This is a genomic window from Thermanaerovibrio velox DSM 12556, from assembly GCF_000237825.1.
GTDB lineage: Bacteria > Synergistota > Synergistia > Synergistales > Synergistaceae > Thermanaerovibrio > Thermanaerovibrio velox.
The window spans coordinates 1642732-1660789 of sequence record NZ_CM001377.1 but is presented as its reverse complement, the minus strand read 5'-3'; the positions used below and the strand labels follow the sequence as shown (position 1 = coordinate 1660789).

The 18058-nt window shown below is 60.8% G+C and carries 22 protein-coding genes and 1 pseudogene; 17 read left to right on the top strand and 6 right to left on the bottom strand.

Features of this window, described 5'->3' with window-relative positions; genetic code table 11:
• Positions 1–17: 17 nt before the first annotated feature.
• From eutC to THEVEDRAFT_RS07935, 16 genes and pseudogenes are all read left to right on the top strand, one after another.
• Positions 18–917: an ethanolamine ammonia-lyase subunit EutC gene (gene eutC, locus THEVEDRAFT_RS08005; RefSeq protein ID WP_006584221.1), complete on the top strand. Its 900-nt coding sequence runs from the start codon at positions 18–20 to the stop codon at positions 915–917.
• 32 nt (positions 918–949) lie between these two features.
• Positions 950–1603, top strand: a complete 654-nt coding sequence (gene eutL / locus THEVEDRAFT_RS08000) for an ethanolamine utilization microcompartment protein EutL (protein WP_006584220.1) — start codon at positions 950–952, stop codon at positions 1601–1603.
• Between the two features lie 25 nt (positions 1604–1628).
• A complete protein-coding gene (locus tag THEVEDRAFT_RS10265) occupies positions 1629–2231 on the top strand; it encodes a BMC domain-containing protein (RefSeq protein WP_006584219.1) in 603 nt (200 codons plus the stop codon).
• Positions 2221–3696, top strand: a complete 1476-nt coding sequence (locus tag THEVEDRAFT_RS07990; protein WP_006584218.1) for an acetaldehyde dehydrogenase (acetylating) — start codon at positions 2221–2223, stop codon at positions 3694–3696. The genes THEVEDRAFT_RS10265 and THEVEDRAFT_RS07990 overlap by 11 nt, the downstream gene beginning before the upstream one ends.
• 81 nt (positions 3697–3777) lie before the next feature.
• The gene (locus tag THEVEDRAFT_RS07985; RefSeq protein ID WP_006584217.1) at positions 3778–4083 is read left to right on the top strand and encodes a BMC domain-containing protein; all 306 of its coding nucleotides are present in this window, start codon (positions 3778–3780) and stop codon (positions 4081–4083) included.
• A 3-nt stretch (positions 4084–4086) separates the two neighbouring features.
• Positions 4087–4746 carry a phosphate propanoyltransferase gene (pduL, locus tag THEVEDRAFT_RS07980; protein ID WP_006584216.1) on the top strand — a complete coding sequence of 220 codons (660 nt, stop codon included), beginning with the start codon at positions 4087–4089 and terminating at the stop codon, positions 4744–4746.
• Positions 4743–5603, top strand: a complete 861-nt coding sequence (eutJ, locus tag THEVEDRAFT_RS07975; RefSeq protein ID WP_006584215.1) for an ethanolamine utilization protein EutJ — start codon at positions 4743–4745, stop codon at positions 5601–5603. The genes pduL and eutJ overlap by 4 nt, the downstream gene beginning before the upstream one ends.
• Before the next feature lie 18 nt (positions 5604–5621).
• Positions 5622–6305 (top strand): hypothetical protein, encoded by a 684-nt coding sequence (locus tag THEVEDRAFT_RS07970; protein ID WP_006584214.1) that lies wholly within the window; start codon positions 5622–5624, stop codon positions 6303–6305.
• Positions 6302–6577 (top strand): EutN/CcmL family microcompartment protein, encoded by a 276-nt coding sequence (locus tag THEVEDRAFT_RS07965; RefSeq protein WP_006584213.1) that lies wholly within the window; start codon positions 6302–6304, stop codon positions 6575–6577. The genes THEVEDRAFT_RS07970 and THEVEDRAFT_RS07965 overlap by 4 nt, the downstream gene beginning before the upstream one ends.
• A gap of 48 nt (positions 6578–6625) precedes the next feature.
• Positions 6626–7045, top strand: a pseudogene (gene eutH / locus THEVEDRAFT_RS10165) (ethanolamine utilization protein EutH); the annotation flags it as partial.
• A 64-nt stretch (positions 7046–7109) separates the two neighbouring features.
• The gene (gene eutH, locus THEVEDRAFT_RS10160) at positions 7110–7739 is read left to right on the top strand and encodes an ethanolamine utilization protein EutH (protein WP_281054540.1); all 630 of its coding nucleotides are present in this window, start codon (positions 7110–7112) and stop codon (positions 7737–7739) included.
• An 88-nt stretch (positions 7740–7827) separates the two neighbouring features.
• Entirely contained in the window at positions 7828–8328 is a 501-nt protein-coding gene (locus THEVEDRAFT_RS07955; protein ID WP_245522648.1) for a cupin domain-containing protein, read from the top strand.
• Positions 8329–8347: 19 nt separating this feature from the next.
• The gene (locus THEVEDRAFT_RS07950; protein WP_006584210.1) at positions 8348–9136 is read left to right on the top strand and encodes a cobalamin adenosyltransferase; all 789 of its coding nucleotides are present in this window, start codon (positions 8348–8350) and stop codon (positions 9134–9136) included.
• A 36-nt stretch (positions 9137–9172) separates the two neighbouring features.
• The gene (gene eutA, locus THEVEDRAFT_RS07945; protein ID WP_006584209.1) at positions 9173–10603 is read left to right on the top strand and encodes an ethanolamine ammonia-lyase reactivating factor EutA; all 1431 of its coding nucleotides are present in this window, start codon (positions 9173–9175) and stop codon (positions 10601–10603) included.
• Between the two features lie 24 nt (positions 10604–10627).
• The gene (locus tag THEVEDRAFT_RS07940; protein WP_006584208.1) at positions 10628–11956 is read left to right on the top strand and encodes a 4Fe-4S dicluster domain-containing protein; all 1329 of its coding nucleotides are present in this window, start codon (positions 10628–10630) and stop codon (positions 11954–11956) included.
• 13 nt (positions 11957–11969) lie between these two features.
• Positions 11970–12518 carry a BMC domain-containing protein gene (locus THEVEDRAFT_RS07935; RefSeq protein WP_006584207.1) on the top strand — a complete coding sequence of 183 codons (549 nt, stop codon included), beginning with the start codon at positions 11970–11972 and terminating at the stop codon, positions 12516–12518.
• A 62-nt stretch (positions 12519–12580) separates the two neighbouring features.
• Here the strand turns inward: THEVEDRAFT_RS07935 and THEVEDRAFT_RS07930 are convergent, their stop codons facing one another.
• From THEVEDRAFT_RS07930 to THEVEDRAFT_RS07905, 6 genes are all read right to left on the bottom strand, one after another.
• Positions 12581–13048, bottom strand: a complete 468-nt coding sequence (locus THEVEDRAFT_RS07930; protein ID WP_245522788.1) for a EutP/PduV family microcompartment system protein — start codon at positions 13046–13048, stop codon at positions 12581–12583.
• Positions 13049–13077: 29 nt separating this feature from the next.
• Positions 13078–13416 carry a BMC domain-containing protein gene (locus THEVEDRAFT_RS07925; RefSeq protein ID WP_006584205.1) on the bottom strand — a complete coding sequence of 113 codons (339 nt, stop codon included), beginning with the start codon at positions 13414–13416 and terminating at the stop codon, positions 13078–13080.
• A gap of 89 nt (positions 13417–13505) precedes the next feature.
• The gene (locus tag THEVEDRAFT_RS07920; protein WP_006584204.1) at positions 13506–13952 is read right to left on the bottom strand and encodes an MOSC domain-containing protein; all 447 of its coding nucleotides are present in this window, start codon (positions 13950–13952) and stop codon (positions 13506–13508) included.
• The gene (gene nifU / locus THEVEDRAFT_RS07915) at positions 13939–14391 is read right to left on the bottom strand and encodes a Fe-S cluster assembly scaffold protein NifU (RefSeq protein WP_006584203.1); all 453 of its coding nucleotides are present in this window, start codon (positions 14389–14391) and stop codon (positions 13939–13941) included. The genes THEVEDRAFT_RS07920 and nifU overlap by 14 nt, the downstream gene beginning before the upstream one ends.
• Positions 14392–14439: 48 nt before the next feature.
• A complete protein-coding gene (gene nifS, locus THEVEDRAFT_RS07910) occupies positions 14440–15609 on the bottom strand; it encodes a cysteine desulfurase NifS (RefSeq protein WP_006584202.1) in 1170 nt (389 codons plus the stop codon).
• Positions 15596–16129, bottom strand: coding sequence for an RrF2 family transcriptional regulator (locus tag THEVEDRAFT_RS07905; RefSeq protein ID WP_156787145.1), 534 nt, complete (start codon positions 16127–16129; stop codon positions 15596–15598). The genes nifS and THEVEDRAFT_RS07905 overlap by 14 nt, the downstream gene beginning before the upstream one ends.
• 128 nt (positions 16130–16257) lie before the next feature.
• Here THEVEDRAFT_RS07905 and phnD point away from each other — a divergent pair, with 128 nt between their 5' ends.
• On the top strand, positions 16258–17982 hold the full coding sequence (phnD, locus tag THEVEDRAFT_RS07900; RefSeq protein WP_006584200.1) for a phosphate/phosphite/phosphonate ABC transporter substrate-binding protein: 1725 nt from the start codon (positions 16258–16260) through the stop codon (positions 17980–17982).
• The last annotated feature ends 76 nt before the right edge of the window (positions 17983–18058 follow it).

Below are 18058 nucleotides of genomic sequence, written 5' to 3'. Positions count from 1 at the left end.
CGGGAGGGCTGGTAGAGATGGTGACGGAACTTGAGCTTAAACAGCTGGTGAAGGAGATACTAATGGAGATGGGTTCCTTGGAGGAGCCGGGGCAGCGGGTTGTCGTGGAACCCCCGTCGTCGGGCTCCGGGGAGGATGCCCTTGGCTTGGATGACGAGGGCTTGCCCGATCTTACCAAGCTTGACATAAGGAAGCATTGTCTTGTGCCGGAGCCTAAGGACCCGAAGGCCCTGATGGCCATGAAGGAGAAGACCCCGGCGAGGATAGGGGTTTGGAGGGCGGGACCCCGTTACAAGACCGAGACGCTGCTGCGTTTCAGGGCGGACCACGCGGCCGCCCAGGACGCGGTGTTCAGCGACATATCCGAGGAGTTCCTGCGGAGCAACGACCTTAAGGTCGTACAAACCCTATGTTCCGATAAGGATCAGTTCCTCACCAGGCCGGACCTGGGCAGGAGGTTTTCCGACGAGTCCAAGGGGGCCATAAAGTCCATGGTGCCCCAGCCTCCCAAGGTTTTGGTCTACCTTTCTGATGGGCTCAGCACCACTGCGGTGGAGGCCAATGGGATGGACACCTTCAAGGCCGTGTCGCAGGTTCTTGAGTCAAAGGGAATCAAGTTACCGAAGCCCTTCTTTGTGAAGTACGGGAGGGTCCCCGCCATGGACGTGGTATCCGAGGTGACCGGAGCAGAGGTGGTGTGCGTGCTCATCGGTGAGCGTCCAGGGCTGGTCACCGCGGAGAGCATGTCCGCCTACATAACCTACCGGGGCACCGTGGGGATGCCCGAGGCGAAACGCACCGTTGTCTCTAACATCCACTCCGGTGGCACCCCGGCGGTGGAGGCGGGGGGCTACATAGGGGAGATCATAAAGCTGATGCTGGAGAAGAAGGTAAGCGGGATAGATCTAAAGCTTTAATTAATTAACGAGCCCCTAAGGAGGGAAGGAACATGAAGGGAGATCCCCTGAAGGCGAGACTTTTGAGCGTGAAGATAATCCCCAACGTTAACCCGGACATGGCATCCGCCCTTGGCCTTAGGCCCGACCAGAGGAGCCTTGGTATGGTCACCGCGGACAGCGACGATGTGACGTACACCGCCCTGGATGAGGCCACCAAGAAGGCGGACGTGGAGGTTGTGTACGCCAAGTCCTTCTACGGAGGTGCTGCTAACGCCAACACCAAGCTGGCCGGGGAGATCATAGGCATCATAGCCGGTCCCAACCCGGCGGAGGTCCGAAGCGGCCTTAACGCCATAGCGGACTTCATAGAGAACGAGGCATGGTTCGTTTCCGCAAACGATGACGATACGATCCCCTACTATGCCCATTGCATATCCAGGACTGGAAGCTACCTGTCCAAGGTGGCGGGGATAAAGGAGGGGGAGGCCCTGGCTTACCTCATAGCCCCTCCGTTGGAGGCCATGTACGCCCTGGATGCGGCTTTGAAGGCCGCGGACGTTAGGTTGGCGGCTTTCTACGGTCCCCCCTCGGAGACCAACTTCGGCGGGGGATTGCTCACCGGTTCTCAGTCCGCCTGTAAGGCCGCCTGCGACGCCTTTGCCCAGGCGGTGATCTTCGTGGCCGAGAACCCGCTGCTCTTCTAACCGGACCCGGGGAGCGGTCTACTCCATGGGTTGCGGTGATGCTCTCACCGGCAAGGCCCTCGGCATGGTGGAGGTGTTTGGGATGCTGGGGGCGGTGGAGGCGGCGGACTCGGCCCTGAAGGCTGCGTCGGTGACCCTTCTGGGGGCCCTCAAGGTCAAGGGTGGCATTGTCACGGTCCTGGTGGCGGGGGACGTGGCCTCCGTGAGGGCCGCTGTGGACGCTGCGGCCGCCTCGGTGGGTAAGGTGGGGGTGAGGATGAGGGGGGTGCACGTTATCCCCCGTCCCCATTGGGAGGTTTGGGGCATGTTGGCCCCGGGGTCTTCCCCGGAGGATGGGGCGTCTTCTTCAGCGGCGGATGAAGCTTTGAGTGACGAAGCCCCGTCTTCAGGGCCGCTGGAGGTGTCCCGTGGAGCTGACGAACCGGGCAAGCCGGAGGTGCGGGAAACGGGGCCTTCGCTTGACCTTTCGGAACTGGAGGCCCTGACGGTGATGGAGCTCAGGAGGCTTGCGAGATCGCTTCCGGTGGGTATGAGCCGGAAGAGGATAAAGTTCGCCTCCAAGGAGGAGCTTTTGCGGGAGCTAAGGTCGTTGACGGAACGGGGAGGAGGTGACGGGAGTGCAGGTTAGGGACCGGGATCTCCTGTCGATCCAGGAGGCAAGGGATCTGGTGGCAAAGGCCAAGGGGGCCCAACGGGTTCTAGCCTCCATGGGACAGGAGGAGATCGACCGCCTTGTAGCGGCGGTCTTCAGAGCGGCGGTTGAAAACGCGGAGCGACTTGGGCGGATGGCCCATGAGGAGACCGGATACGGAAGGCCGGAGCACAAGAAGCTCAAAAACCTGTTCGCTGCCAAGGGCGTGTACGATGCCGTAAAGGCCATGAGGACCGTGGGGATCATCCGGGAGGACCCGGAGGGGAAGCTCTTCGAGGTTGCGGTGCCCGTGGGGGTGGTGGCGGGGCTGATACCGTCCACGAACCCCACTTCCACGGTGATATTCAAGGCCATGATAGCCCTGAAGGGGGCTAACAGCATTGTTTTCTCCCCTCATCCCAGCGCTAAGAACTGCATCATGGAGACCGTGAAGGTGCTCTCCAAGGCGGTGGAGGATGCGGGGGGGCCGGAGGGGGTCTTCGGTTGTATGTCCTTGACCACCCCTCAGGGTACCCAGGAGCTCATGCGTCCGGAGAACGTATCGCTCATCCTCGCCACCGGTGGGTCTGCGATGGTCCGGGCGGCTTACAGCTCCGGGACCCCCGCCATAGGGGTTGGACCGGGGAACACCCCGGCTTTCATAGATCGAACCGCGGACGTACCAAGGGCGGTGGCCCGGATAACCGCCAGCAAGACCTTTGACTACAGCACCATATGTGCATCGGAACAGTCGGTGGTGGTGGACAAGAAGGTGGAGGACCAGGTACGGCGGGAGTTCCTTCGTCAAGGGGGATACTTCGTCCCCTCGGACGACGCTGCGAAGTTGGCCAGGACCATATTCCAGCCCTCGGGGCTGATGAACCCCCGTACGGTGGGCAGGAGCCCTGAGTTCATAGCCAAGGAGGCGGGTATAAGCATACCCGCCGGGACGAAGCTGCTCCTGGTGGAGGGACAGGGGGTTGGGAGGGAGTTCCCGTTCTCCCAGGAGAAACTCTGTCCTGTGCTGGCCTTTTATTCCGAGGACGGCTGGGAGAGGTGCTGTGAGCTGTGCATAAGGCTCCTGGACTTTGAGGGGGCTGGACACACCCTGGCCATACACTCCAACGACCAGGAGGTCATACGCCAGTTCGGCCTTAAGAAGCCGGTCTCAAGGGTCATTGTGAACGCCGGTTCATCCCTTGGGGCTGTGGGGGCCACCACCGGTCTTTTCCCGTCCATGACGCTGGGATGCGGGGCCGTGGGACATAACGCCACGTCTGACAACGTGGGGCCCATGCACCTCATAAACGTAAGACGGGTAGCCTGGGGGCTCAAGGAGATAGAGGAGCTCGGGGCAGATTTAGGGGGCTGCGGCACCTCCGGCGCGGTGGACCAGGATTTCCCGCTGGAGGAGCTTGTGGACCGGATAGCGGACCGTCTGCTGAAGCGTCTAGGCCGCTGAGGCCCAGGGGGATGGGGCTTTGGGGCTAGGGTGGATCCGGTGGTATTTGGTTAAATATATCTTAAGAAGGGGGTAGTTGAGATGAGCAACAACATGCAGGCGCTGGGGATGATAGAGACCAAGGGTTTGGTGGGGGCGGTTGAGGCGGCGGATGCCATGGTGAAGGCGGCCAACGTGACGTTGATAGGCAAGGTGATGGTTGGGGGCGGGCTGGTTACGGTCATGGTGAGGGGAGATGTCGGCGCTGTGAAGGCCGCCACCGACGCGGGGGCTGCGGCGGCGAGCAAGGTTGGGGAGCTGATCTCGGTGCACGTCATCCCGAGGCCCCATCCGGAGGTGGAGTTCATCCTTCCCAGCCTGGATCAGTCGAAGCCCCAGGGGGCATAGGTCATGGATCGCCCCAGGGAGGGGGTGGGTCGTCTGCCCGCCGGGCTTGACTTGGATGCCCTTGCGGAGCGGGTGGTATGGGCCCTCAGGGGACGGATATCCTTTGAGGTTGAGGCATCCGGAAGGCATGTTCACCTCAGCGTCCCTCATGTGGAGGCCCTCTTTGGGAAGGGGGCTTCTCTATCCCCGGAGCGTCCCCTCTCCCAGCCGGGTCAGTTTTTGTGCTCCCAGCGGGTGACCCTTGTGGGGCCCAAGGGAGATATGAGGAACGTGGCGGTTCTCGGGCCGGAGAGGGATAAGACCCAGGTGGAGGTGTCCATGACCGACGCCTTGACCCTTGGGATATCCCCTCCGGTCAGGGACTCCGGGGACATCCGGGGCAGTGCCCAACTGGTCATAAGGGGTCCTAATGGGGAGGTGCGGTTGGACGAGGGGGTCATAGTGGCCCATAGGCACATCCACATGACCCCCGATGACGCGATTCTTCTGGGGGTCAGGGACGGTGACCGGGTGAGGGTGAGGGTGCCTGGGGATAGGCCGGTGATATTTGAAGAGGTGCTGGTTAGGGTTTCCCCTAAGTACAGCCTTGCCATGCACATAGACTACGACGAGGCCAACGCCTGCGGCTATAGAAAGGGCGTGAGGGGGAACATAGTGCCATGAACAACCTTTTGGGATGCGGGGATGCCCCCGCGGTGATTGAAAGGGTCAACCGGTTCTTGGAGGGGGCTTTCCGTACCCGGGAGGAGCCCTTGGGGGAGTTCTCCTGTCCCCTGATGGTTGGGGTGGATCTTGGTACCGCCTCGGTGGTTTTAGCTGTGGTGGACCTAGAGGGCCGCGTCGTGTCCTGGGAGATGGAGGAGGCGTCGGTGGTCCGGGATGGACTTGTGGTTGATTTCGCCGGGGCCGCCGGCATAGTTCGCAGGCTTAAGGGGATTTTGGAGGAACGGCTTGGGGTGGAGCTTGAGATGGCTGCGGTGGCGGTCCCCCCGGGGACGTCCTCCAGGGACTCCGCGGCCCATCGCTATGTGGCGGAGGGAGCGGGTTTCAACGTGCAGGGTGTCCTGGACGAGCCCACCGCGGCTAACCTGGTCCTTGGCGTATCGGATGGAGCGGTGGTGGATATAGGGGGCGGCACCACCGGCATAGCCCTTTTCAGGGATGGGAAGCTGGTGTCCGTGGCTGACGAGCCCACGGGGGGTACCCATGTGTCCTTGGTGATAGCGGGCAACCGGGGCATATCGCTGGAAGATGCGGAGGCGCTAAAGAGGGACCCTAGGATGCAGTCAGAGCTTATGCCGGTGGTCAAGCCGGTGTTCCAGAAGATGGGAACCATAATAAAGCGCTTCGTGGGGGATGACGGGGCGGGCAGGGTCTTCCTGGTGGGGGGGACGTGCTCGTTCTCCCGGATGGATCAAGTGATAAGCGCTGAGGTGGGGTTGCCTGCCTTTGTCCCCTCCTGCCCGTTCCTCGTGACCCCCCTGGGCATAGCCCTTGGGTGTCCGGTTCAGGGGAGTTGATCTTTGGGGGTGATCCGTTTGGATCAATCTAAGCTTATAGATCAGGTGTTAAGGGAGGTAATGAGGAGGCTCAGCCTTGAGGGGAGCGCTGTCCCTTCTGGGGGTCCTAAGGTTCTGGTTCTAGGGGAGCCCGGTTGTCTTGCCTCCCCGTGGGATGAGGCTTTTGTGCCCTTGTTCCTGGAGGGGGGAGAGCCCTGCCTTCATGGTTTGGAGGCCCTGGTGGTTCCCCGGCTGGATCAGTGCCAGCTGGTGGCCTCTTCCCTTGGGATGTGGTGTGATCCGGTTTCCCGATGGTTGGTGGAAGGCCTGTCCATGGGGATTAAGGCATACGTCCTAAGGGAGGGGCTTAAGTGGATGGATCAGCTGCGTCCTGGGAGCCCGTTGGGGAACCACTACAGGGAGTGTCTTGACCGGCTTTGCGCCTTCGGCGTCCGGGTGGTGTCATCCCCGGCGGAGTGTTTTGCTCTTCCGGAGCGGGCAGAGCGGGTGGAGGAAGCCCCCGATGGGTGTGTTGGAGCCCCGTTTGGGGAGGGGGTTTTGGATCTAAGGGGAGTGCGCCTTGTGTCTGAGAGGGAGGTAAAGGACCGGTGTTTTGACGGTTGCCGGGAGGTGCGGGTGGATCCCAAGGCCATAATAACCCCGCTGTGCATGGACCTCCTGCGAATAAGGGGGATAAGCGTGATCAGGGGGTGTGGCGGTTGATAATAGCCAAGGTGGTGGGCAACGTTTGGGCCACCAAGAAGGACGAGAGTTTGAACGGCCTTAAGTTCTTCGTGGTTCAACCGGTTAAGGGTGGTGCCAGGGATGGTTTTGTGGCGGTGGACGCCGCCGGGGCGGGGATAGGGGATCACGTTCTGGTGTCTCAGGGCAGCTCCGCAAGGATGGTTTTCGACAGGGAGCATGTGCCGGTGGACGCGGTGATAGTGGGCATCATCGATTCCGTGGAGGTGGACGAGTCGCTTTTGGGTAAGTGAGTTCCCCGTTTTTCCCGGGGTATTTATCGGGGTTGGAGGTGATCCTGTATGGGCATCAACGATATCATCCTCTACGTGATGACCGGTTTCATGGTCCTTGGGGCGGTAGATAAGGCGTTCCTTGGGGGCAAGATGGGTTTTGGTGAGAAGTTCGAGGAGGGGTTCATGGCCATGGGATCCTTGATGCTGGCCATGGGAGGGGTTATCACCATAGCGCCCATGCTGGCGGAGATCCTTAAGCCTGTGATAGTGCCTCTCTACAGGATGATGGGGGCGGATCCTGCCATGTTCGCCACCACCCTTTTGGCCTGCGACATGGGGGGGTACCCATTGGCCATGAAGATGGCCCAGAACCCCCAGGTGGGGCGTTTCGCGGGGATCATACTGGGAGCCATGATGGGTCCCACCATAGTCTTCTCCATACCGGTGGCCCTGGGGATAATCGAGAAGAGGGATCACGCCGCCCTCGCCAAGGGGATACTGCTTGGGATGGTAACCATACCGCTCGGTTGTTTCGCCGGGGGGCGTTCTGATGTTGGACAAGGAGTTCACTTTCAACGTCATGTTGATGAACCTGATACCGGTGGTGTTGTTCTCGGTGTTGATAGCCCTGGGGCTGAAGATGATACCGGAGGCCATGATCAAGGGTTTCATAGCCTTTGGCAAAGGGGTGGTGTCCATCATAACCATAGGGCTTGCGATGGGCATAATAGAGGCCCTTTCCCCCTTCCGGTTCTTCCCCGAGGGGTCTCCCATGGCGTTGGCCCCCCTTTCGGAGGCCATCGGGGTCATAGGGGCCATAGCCATCGTGTTGGCCGGGGCCTTTCCTATGGTTTCCTTCATAACCAAGGTCTTCAAACAGCCCCTCATGGCCTTTGGCAGGAGGCTTGGGATGAACGACGTGTCCGCCGCTGGGATGGTGGCCACCTTGGCGAACAACATTCCCATGTTCACGTTGATGAAGGACATGGACGAGCGGGGCAAGGTAATAAACGTGGCTTTCTCCGTGAGCGCCGCCTTCGTGTTTGGGGATCACCTGGGCTTCACCGCCGGGGTGGAGAGGGGATTGATACTGGCGATGATAGTGGGCAAGCTGGTGGGCGGCATAACCGCGGTTATCCTGGCGTGCAAGTTCACTCCTGCCAATGGAGAGGCAAAGTAAGAGGGTTTGGATGTTCTCCGATCCGCTAAGAGGCCCCTTGCGGGGAGGGCTTGGGGATTGGCGTTACAGGAGTTTTTCCCGCAGGCCGTTGGCTTCTTCAGAGGGGGCCGGTGAGGGGGTGTGCCGTTTGGACAGGGAAGAGCTTAAATCGATGATACGGGACGTTTTGAGGGATCTCCTGTCGGAGGAGGTCGGTGGCTCAGGCGGCGGGGAGGCCTGTTTTGAAAAGCATGTTGATCCGAGCGGTGTCCTTGCGGTGCGTCTTGGGACGGTTAAGCCGGAGAGGTTTGATACCGGCAAGGAATCGGACCGGGTGTTTCTTAAGGACGTTCTGACCCTTCAGGAGAGCCCCAGGCTTGGCTGTGGGGTTATGGAGATGGAGAGGAGCTCCTTTAAGTGGACCTTGAGGTACGACGAGATAGACTATGTCATGGAGGGTAAGCTTGAGATAGTGGTGGATGGGCGCAGGGTGGTGGGTAACAAGGGGGACGTGATATACATCCCCGCCAACAGCACCATACACTTCAGCACCCCTGATTTTGTGAGGTTTCTCTACGTGACCTACCCTGCGGACTGGGCCTCCCAGTGAAGTGATGGGGGGGATCTACTTGAAGCTTGTAACCGAGCAGGATCTTCGCGCTCAAATAGGGGCGAGGGATGTTCGCCGGTACGTGGTGGACCGGGGTACCATAGTTACCCCTTCGGCAAGGCAGTACCTTTCGGATCGGAAGATAGAACTGGTGGTGGAGGATCCGGTTGCGGAGGAGGCTTCGGGCAGGTCTAGGGGGGTGTCGGGGTCTTTGAACGGGGTTGTCGGGTCTTCGGAGGCCTTGGGGGGGCCCCGTTTCGTGGGCCCCGATGGTGGAGCTTTCACCCAGAAGCCGGAGCACATGACCCATCTTCACGGCAATCGGTTGGTGAGCAAGGGGCATCCGGTCATAGCTTTCAGGGGTAAGTTGGACTCCCTTCAGGCGGAGGTTATAGCCCTGCAGGCCCTGGCCTTTGAGGAGGGGAATCAAGAGCTGGCGGAGAGCTTGGAGGATTTCCTTGGGGTCATAAGGTCGATTTTGAGGGCCGAGGTTACCGGTTCGCCGGTGGAGGAGCTGCCGCTGCTTGGGTTTGACTGGGACACCCTGCGGGGCATGTCGCACGATCCCAGGAAGGCCTTTGGCCGGGGTCACATAAGGCCTCACTATTCGATGGGTCGTATATGTGCGGGGTTGAACCTTTTGAGGGTCCGAGCTCGGGAGGCGGAGCTGGCGGCGTTTCGGGCCTTTTATCGGGAGGACCAGGGGCTTTTGAGGCAGGACATAGTTCGGGCCCTCAACAGGCTTAGCAGCGCGTTTTACGTGGCCATGTACATTAACCTTCCCGCTGGTTATGACAAGGAGTATTAGGGCGGGGGAGAGCGGTTATCCAGGAGGTTGGTTAAGTTGCCGGATCGTCTTACCAGCGTGGGAATCGACATAGGCACCACCACCACCCAGTTGGTATTCAGCGAGCTGATAATAGATGAGGGTGGAGGTTTTGGTGCCGTGCCGAGGGTGGCGGTGGTGGACAAGAGGGTTACGTACAGGAGCGGCATACATTTCACCCCTCTTCTCTCCCCGGTTGCCATCGATGCGGAGGCTGTCCGGCGGATAGTCGAGGAGGAGTATCGGATCGCGGGGGTTGCAAGGGAGGAGGTTCATGCGGGGGCGGTCATCATAACCGGTGAGACTGCTCGCAAGGAGAACGCCCGATCGGTTCTCAGGAGCATGGAGGGTTTGGCGGGGGATTTCGTGGTGGCCACTGCTGGGTCGGATCTGGAGGGCATTCTGGCCGGCAAGGGTTCCGGGGCGGAGGCTTTATCCAGGAGGTCCGGTTCCGTGGTGGTGAACGTTGATATGGGGGGCGGGACCTCCAACGTGGCGGTCTTCCGGGAAGGGGAGGTGTCGGACACCTCCTGTCTCAACGTGGGGGGGCGTTTGATAAGGGTTTCGAGTGGGGGGGTGGTGCAGCGGGTATCACCCTCCGTCTTTCCCCTTTTGAGTTCCCTTGGGTTAAACCTTGTGGAAGGGGATGTGCTGGATCTTGAGGGGGCTGAAATGATATGCGCCAGGATGGCGGCCCTTTTGGACGAGCTTTTCGAGCTCGTCCCGAGGACTCCGCTTCTGATGGATATGCTGACGTCCCATGACTTGAGGGATCCTGGGATCCCTATGGACGGGGTATTCATATCCGGTGGGGTGGGGGACTGTGTTTACGGCGGGGATAACCTTGATCCCTTTGCTTACGGGGATCTCGGGGTCTTGCTTGGAAGGGCCGTGCGATCCACCAGGCTGTTTGCCATCGGAGGCGGGGTGAGGCCTGAGGAGACCATAAGGGCCACCGTGATAGGGGCGGGGAGTCATTCGGTGGAGCTTAGCGGCAGCACCATAGGTTTCAGCGATCAGGCGGTTTTCCCCATGAGGAACATCCCCATACTGAAGCTTACGCCGGCGGAGGAGGAGGGTTGCCTTTCCCAGGCCCTGAGGGAGAAGGTGCTTTGGTTTATGGATTATGAGGGGGCTCATCAGACCGTTGCCTTTGCCTTCCGGGGGATCCCGAACCCTTCTTTTGAACAGGTTCAGGTGATGGCGGAGCGCATAATAGATGGTCTGCGCGGGTATCTGGCGAGCTCCCCGGTGCTTGTGGTGTTGCTGGAGCGGGACATGGGTAAGGCTTTGGGCTATGCGCTTTCCAGCAGGCTTCCCGAGGGGATCAAGGTGGTAAGCCTGGACGGGGTGAAGGTTGGGAATGGGGACTACATCGACATAGGTCGTCCCCTTGCGAGGGGGCGGGTTCTTCCGGTGGTGATAAAGACCCTGGTGTTTGGCTATTGATGATGGGGTCTGGGAGGGGTTCCTATGGAGGATCTTCTTAGCAGGGTGAGGGAGGCGGGAGTGGTAGGGGCAGGTGGAGCGGGTTTTCCCACCCACGTAAAGCTCAAGGGTGGGGTTGAACACCTGATACTCAACGGGGCGGAGTGTGAGCCCCTGTTGGAGGTGGACCAGCACTTGGCGGAGGCCCACGGGGAGGAGCTTCTTGAGGCGATGAACCTGTTGGTCTCCCGCTTAGGTGCCCTGGAGGGCATCCTGGCTTTTAAGGGCAAGTACAAGGGGGTACTGGAGGTTCTTGGGAGGGGGATAGGCAGGTATCCCAAGCTGCGGCTTCACGTGTTACCCAACGTGTATCCCGCCGGGGACGAGCAGGTGTTGGTTTACGAGGCCACGGGTAGGATAGTGCCGGAGGGCGGCATACCGTTGGAGGTTGGTGCGGTGGTCATCAACGTGGAGACCCTTTACAACGTATCCAGGGCCCTGGAGGGGTTGCCGGTCACCCATAAGTATCTAACCGTGTGCGGGGAGGTGGCTCGTCCTTCCACGATCCGGGTGCCGGTTGGGGTGTCCTTTGCCCAGGCGGTGGATGTCTGTGGTGGGGCGGTGGTGGGTGATTGGGTGGCCGTAGATGGTGGTCCCATGATGGGGCGTGTGGTGGAGGATCCATCGGAGCCGGTGGTTAAGACCACCAAGGGGATAATAGTTCTCCCGAGGGATCACCCGCTGGTGGTCTCCAAGATGAGGAAGCTTCCGGAGATGATGAGGCTTGCCAAGACTGCGTGCTGTCACTGCATGCTTTGCACAGATCTTTGTCCCCGGTATCTCTTAGGGCACAAGCTGAGGCCCGACAAGCTCATGAGGCTTGCGGCGTACAACGACACCTGTGAGAAGGATGCCATGTCCACCGAGGCCTTTTTGTGTTGTGAGTGCGGCATGTGCGAGGTGGCTTGTGTCATGGGGCTTCAGCCCTGGAAGCTCAACAGGGAGCTTAAGCTCAGGATGTCCAGGCAGGGGATAAGGAATCCTCACAGGTCATCTCCTGGGGAGGTGAACCCTTTCCGGCGGTACCGGGGATTTCCTACGGGCAAGCTTTTGGGACGACTGGGTCTTGGGAAGTACGGGGCGGTGCACACGGATTTGAGGGAGGCCGTGGATTTCCCATGGGGGAAGTTGGTCTTGAAGTTTAAGCAGCACATAGGGTCTCCCGCGGTTCCGCTGGTATCGCCGGGGGATACGGTTTCCCCGGGTCAGCTGGTGGCCAGGCCTGAGGGGGAGGTGTCTGCGGGGGTTCACGCTCCTTTGGCCGGTGTGGTGGTGGAGTTGTTGGGGGATCGCATGGTGATACAGGTGTCGTAAGGGGGTGCGGTTTTTGAGCTTAGCCATAGGCCTTATGGAGTACAAGACGGTTCCCAAGGGCGTGGAGGCTGCGGATGCGATGTTAAAGGCTTCGGACGTCCGGCTGTTGTTCTCTTCCCCCATATGTCCTGGCAAGTACGTGAGCATAATATCCGGGGAGGTGGATGCGGTTAGGACCGCCGTGGGGAAGGCCGCATTGGTGGGTGGTATTTTTACCGTGGATTCCCACGTGCTGCCAAACGTACACCCCTCGGTGATACCTGCGCTGACCGGCACCGCGGAGTTTGAAGGGGTGGAGGCGCTGGGGTTGGTGGAGACCATATCGGCGGTGGCGGCGATCACCGCTGGGGATGTGGCGGCCAAGGCGGCGTCGATAGATCTTTTGGAGATAAGGATAGCCCGGGGGCTTGGGGGGAAGGGTTTTGTGGTCTTCACCGGGGATCTTGGGAGCGTGGAGGCCTCTGTGGGGGCTTGCGAAAAGAGGCTGGGCGAAGAGGGAGGGGTTGTGAGCTCATCGGTCATAGCGTCCCCTCACAGGGATCTGGTGGCGGTCCTTTTATGACTTAGACTCCCCTTCCTGTCGCATCACTTAATGGGGCGGGAGGGGCGGCGGCATCCCGCCCTTTATCCTTGTGGTCCTGGGGCCGGTTCGGTCTTGACCGGTTGATCCATAACCCCACAGGCCCTCATGTATCCTTTGAGCTCTTCCAAGCCCTCCCCGGTGACCGCTGAAACCCGGAACACCTGGGAGACCCCGGCCCTGCGGAGCTCCGCCTCGGCCTTGAGCAGCAGGTCCTCGGAGACCAGGTCCGATTTGTTTACCACCCCGATGGAGCGGGCCCTGATGGCTCGGGTGAACATCGATGGGAAGCGCACGTGTCTTGTGGGGTCCGCCACAAGAAGGACCAGGTGGGCCTTGGTGGAGGAGGTTATGAGGGCGTGGTAGAAGCGAGGGATCTCGAAGAACTCCCCGGGGGTGTCCACTGCCTTGGATGAGTAGCACACCGCTTCGGTTTTGCATGGGGAGGCCTCGCTCATCCCCAAGACCTTTAGGAGGGTGGTTTTGCCTGCGCCGGAGGGGCCTATGACCATTAGCTTGTGCTTTTCCTGGGATGTCGTCATCACGTTCTGGTGATTGGAGCTGGAGTGAAACCCAGCACCGATGACAGGGTGCGCACCGAGTTCTCGAGGGAGCTCTCCACCGCCGCCACGTCTCCGGTGAAGAGTACGCAGCCGGTGAACCTATCGATGAAGTCCATGTTCACGTTTCCGGACTTGGAGGCGATGTCAGCGGCGATGATGGCCCCTTCCCCGGGGGTTATGGTCATTATGCCTATGGCCCCTACCTTTTCCACCCCCACGAGGGAACAGAGCTCCGGACGGGGGTTGCATATCATATGAGCCAGGGTGACCTGCTTGCCCGGGACGTATTCCTGGATGACCCTTTTCTTATCCTCCAAGACCTCACCCCCTGATCTGGGTTTTGAGATTTAAAAATCCAAAAGGGCCCTCCGCGGACCCGTAGCGCGGGGCGGCGGAGGGCTTTTGCTCATGCCTCCAAGACCCTTACGGGGTCTCCTTCCCGCACCAGGCCGGACCGGAGCACCCTGCAGAAGATTCCCCTTCTGGGCATTATGCAGTCCCCGGTGGCGTGGTAGATCTGGCAGCGGGTGTGGCACTCCTTGCCTATCTGGGTGACCTCCAGCAGGGCTTCCCCGACCTCCAGCTTCGTGCCCACCGGGAGGGATGGGAGGTCTATGCCGCAGACCCCTATGTTCTCCCCGAAGCTGCCGTTCCCTACGGTGGGCAGCTTTTGGGCCATCATGTCTATGTCCTCTTGGGCGAGCAGGCTCACCTGGCGGTGCCAGGATCCCCCGTGGGCGTCCCCCTCAAGGCCGAAGTCCGTCTTGAGCAGCGCCTCTCTTACCCGCTCCTTCACGGTGCCCTTCTTCTCGGATATGCATACCGCGGTTACCTTGCCTTCAATCGGCGGCACGGCTTTCGCTCCCCTCGTGGTCATGATGATCTGAGAAGCACACCTCCCCCTCTTGTGCGGCGGCCTCTCCCCGCTTGCGCCGCAGATGGTCCTCTATGGCGGCCTTTATGCCCTGTTCCGCCAGGAGGGAGCAGTGGACCTTCTCCGGTGGAAGCCCTCCCAATGCGTCCGCCACGTCCTTGTTGGTCACCTGAAGGGCCTCCTCTATGGTCTTGCCCTTCACCATCTCGGTGACCATGGAGCTGGTGGCTATGGCGGCGGCGCAGCCAAAGGTCTGGAACTTTACATCCTCTATTTTATCATCCCTTATGCGAAGGTATATCTTCATCACGTCCCCGCACTTGGGGTTCCCCACTTCCCCGACCCCGTCGGGGTTCTCCATCTCCCCCACGTTGACCGGGTTCATGAAGTATTGAATTACCTTCTCGGAGTACGCCATGGTAATCATCTCCTAGTCTTTTTCTATTCTGTCCTTGATGTCCGCTCCCTAGGCCTTGTAGGGGGACATGTCCCTTAGGGTCTTAACTATGGGGGGCAGGGTCTGTATGACGTAGTCCACGTCTTCAGCGGTGGTGTCCTTGCCCAGGGTGAGCCTTAGGGAGCCGTGGGCGGTCTCGTGGGAGAGCCCCAGGGCCAGCAGCACGTGGCTTGGGTCCAGGCTGCCGGAGGTGCAGGCGGAGCCGCTGGAGGCCCCGATGCCCGCGAAGTCCAGTCGAAGCACCATGGCCTCCCCCTCTATCCTGGGTATGCAGAAGCTGGCGTGGAACGGGAGCCGCTTTTCGGGGCTTCCGGTTAGGAACGAGTCGGGCACGTTGTCCAGCACCCCTCTTATTAGACGATCCCTGAGATCCGCCTCCCGCAGGTGTTCCCCCCTTGCGAGCCTTTGGGAGGCCAGCTCCGCGGCAACGCCGAAGCCCACCGCAAGGGGCACGTTCTCGGTGCCGGACCTCAAGCCGAACTCCTGGCCTCCCCCGTGGATCAGGGGGGTGAGCCTTATGCCCTTGCGGACGTAGAGGGCCCCTATGCCCTTGGGGCCGTACATCTTGTGGGCCGCCATGGTTAGCATGTCCACCGGCAGGGACTTTACGTCCAGGGGCAGGTGTCCCGCCGCCTGCACCGCATCGGTGTGGAAGAGGATCCCCCGGTCTTGGCATATGGCCCCGAGCTCCTCTATGGGCTCAATGGTCCCTATCTCGTTGTTGGCCATCATGATGGATACCAGGGTGGTGTCGTCCCGGAGGGCGGACTTGAGCTGCTCGGGGTCCACGAAGCCCTCCCGGTCCACCGGAAGTATGGTCACCTCGAAGCCGTTCTTCCCCAGCCACTTGAAGGCGTCCAGCACCGCGTGGTGTTCGATGGCGCTGGTTATGAGGTGCCTTCCCTTTTCCCTGAGGGCCCAGGCGGCCCCCTTTATCGCCAGGTTGTCCGCCTCGCTCCCGCCGCCGGTGAAGATGATCTCCTTGGGCTCCGCCCCTATGAGGGAGGCCACCTGAGATCTTGCGGCGTCCATGGCAACCCTGGTGCTCTTTCCCCAACGGTGAAGGCTGTTGGGGTTGCCGTAGTGCTCCGTGAAGTATGGCAGCATGGCCTCCGCGACCTTGGGATCCACCGGCGTGGTGGCGGAGTTGTCCAGGTACACGGTCCTAGTCTGGTTCATCTGAGCTTCCTCCCTTCGATTCTAGCCGTTCCCCTTCTGTGGGGGTCTTGTCCTGGTCCAAAAGATCCTGGAAGGTGGTGTGGTCGTAAACCTCCTCCAAGGCCGCCTTGGCCCTCTCCCAAAGGGGGCGGAAGCTGCACCGGCCTTTCAGCTGGCAATGGTCCTCCCCTATGATACATTCCACGGGGGAGAAGGGCCCTTGCACCCCCCGGATTACCTCCCCCACGGATATCTGACCCGGGGGTTTAGCTAGGGAATAGCCTCCGTCCTTGCCCCGATGGGACTTGACGTAACCCAAGGACTTGAGAAGCCCCAGTATCCCCTCCAGGAACTTCTTTGGTATCCCCTGGGAATGGGCTATATGGGCTATCTTCACGGGTCCTGAGGGATAGTGAAGGGAAAGCTCATAAAGGGCCCGAAGGGCGTACTGGCACTTCTGGTTTATGGCCACCTTAACACCACCATCTCTATCTTTTTGGTAGATATTACACCCGTCCCGGGGCTGAGTAAATACCCCCATGGGATGAAATCGATTGAAGATGCCGGTTCCATTGGTTTAAAATTCTTAACGTGCTTAAAAAACGGGACCTTCCCGAGAGACCTTGAGAGAGGGATACAGCGGGCCCCTAAAGGTGAGGAGGTTTCCTTATGTCTTCCGAGGACAGGTCTGCGGTGCTCTTGCTCCTGGACGCGGTTGAGAAGATGGGTCTTAAGCTGCAGCAGTCCTTCTTCGACGCGGCCCTTCAGGGCAAGGCGGCGGAGGAGTTGAGGAGAGGGGTTCTATCCATAAGGGACAGGATGTCCGCCATGGGGGAGAAGATGAGGAGGGTATCCGGGGAGGTTTTAAGCCTCTCGGGGGAGCTCAAGAGGCTGGAGGAGTTCTCCACCGAGGCGGCTCGGCTGGAGGCGGGGGCGAAGGAGCTGATCCAGGGGGCCCTTTCGGACATGTCCCGCATGGACGAGTTCCTATCGGATATGGAGCAGGCCGCCAGGGCCAACGAGGAGCTGTTGGCGGGGCTAGTGGATGCGGCGGACCAGGTTAGTGGCCTGCTCTCCCAGATAGGCCGGGTGACCCGACAGACCCAGATGTTGGCGTTGAACGCCGCCATAGAGGCCGCCCGGGCGGGTGATGCGGGGCGTGGCTTCTCCGTGGTGGCCAGGGAGGTGGGGAACCTTGCCCTGTCCACCCAGGACATAGCGGGCAGGATAGACAGGTCCATGGGGGATCTGAGGGAGAAGCTTAAGGCGGTGTCCACCGCCATGGAGCGCACCAGGAACGGCCTTTTGGAGGGGAGCTCGGTCATGAGGGCCACGTCTTCCTCCGTGGAGGGGGCTGGGGCGGCGGCGCTGGAGCTTGGGGGGCGTCTTAGGGAGATTACCGACATGGTGTTGGCCCAGTCCAGGCTGGCGGAGGAGCTTGCGGTGAGCACCTCCGCCATGGCGGATGACGCCTCAACCGGGGCCCAGGAGGCCCAGGGGATGGACCGGCTCCTGTCCAAGGAGGCGGAGACCGCATCTAAGCTCACGGAGAGCTTAAGGCGAATGGGGCTCAGCTTGGAGGAGCTCCAAAGGAAGGCCCTTGCGGTGAGGCCCCGGGATGAGCTGTGGGTGGGCTTTACGCCGTTCGCCTCCCCGGAGGAGATCAAGGCCTCCTACGGGCCCATCGTGGAGGGGCTCGCAGGGAAGCTCGGGAAACGCTGCCGGCTCTTTGTCTCCCATGACTATGGTTCCTTGGGGGAGGGGCTTAAGGATGGACGCTTCGACGTGGCCTGGTTCTCCCCGCTGGCGTACGTGGTTGCGGCGGAGAGGGTGCCCATGAGGGTTCTTGGAATCCCAAAGGTGAAGGGCCGTCCCTCCTACAGGGGTCTTATAATAGCCCGCCGGGACTCGGGGATAAAGGGCCTTTCGGACCTTAAGGGCAGGCGTTTTGCCTTCGTGGACGCCTCCAGCGGTTCCGGCTACCTGTATCCTAGGGTGCTCATGTCCAAGTCCGGGCTGGACCCCAAGAGGGACCTCGGGGGGGTTCTGTTCCTAGGCACCCACGACAGGGTTATAGAGGCGGTGCTGTCCGGTGAGGTGGACGCGGGGGCCACGTACACCGACGCATGGGACGGGGCGGCGAAGAAGAAGGACCTCTCCCCCTTGGTGGTGTTGGCCACCACCGAGGAGATCCCCAAGGACGCGGTGGCGGTGCTGGCGGATCTCGATGGAGCCGAGGCGGAGAGGATCGCCGAAGCCCTCTTGTCCCTGGGGGTTGATGATCCCGCCGCGGGGAGTGCCATGCGGAGCCTGGGGATAGACGGGTTCGTCAAGGGGGACGATTCAATGTACCACGTGATCCGGGAGGCCCGGCGGGTCGGAGCGTCCATGTAGCTGGTCCCGAAAGCCAGAGCTCCAGCAGGGTCTTTGAGGTAAGGGACCGTCGGATACTGACGGCCAGCCCGCTTAG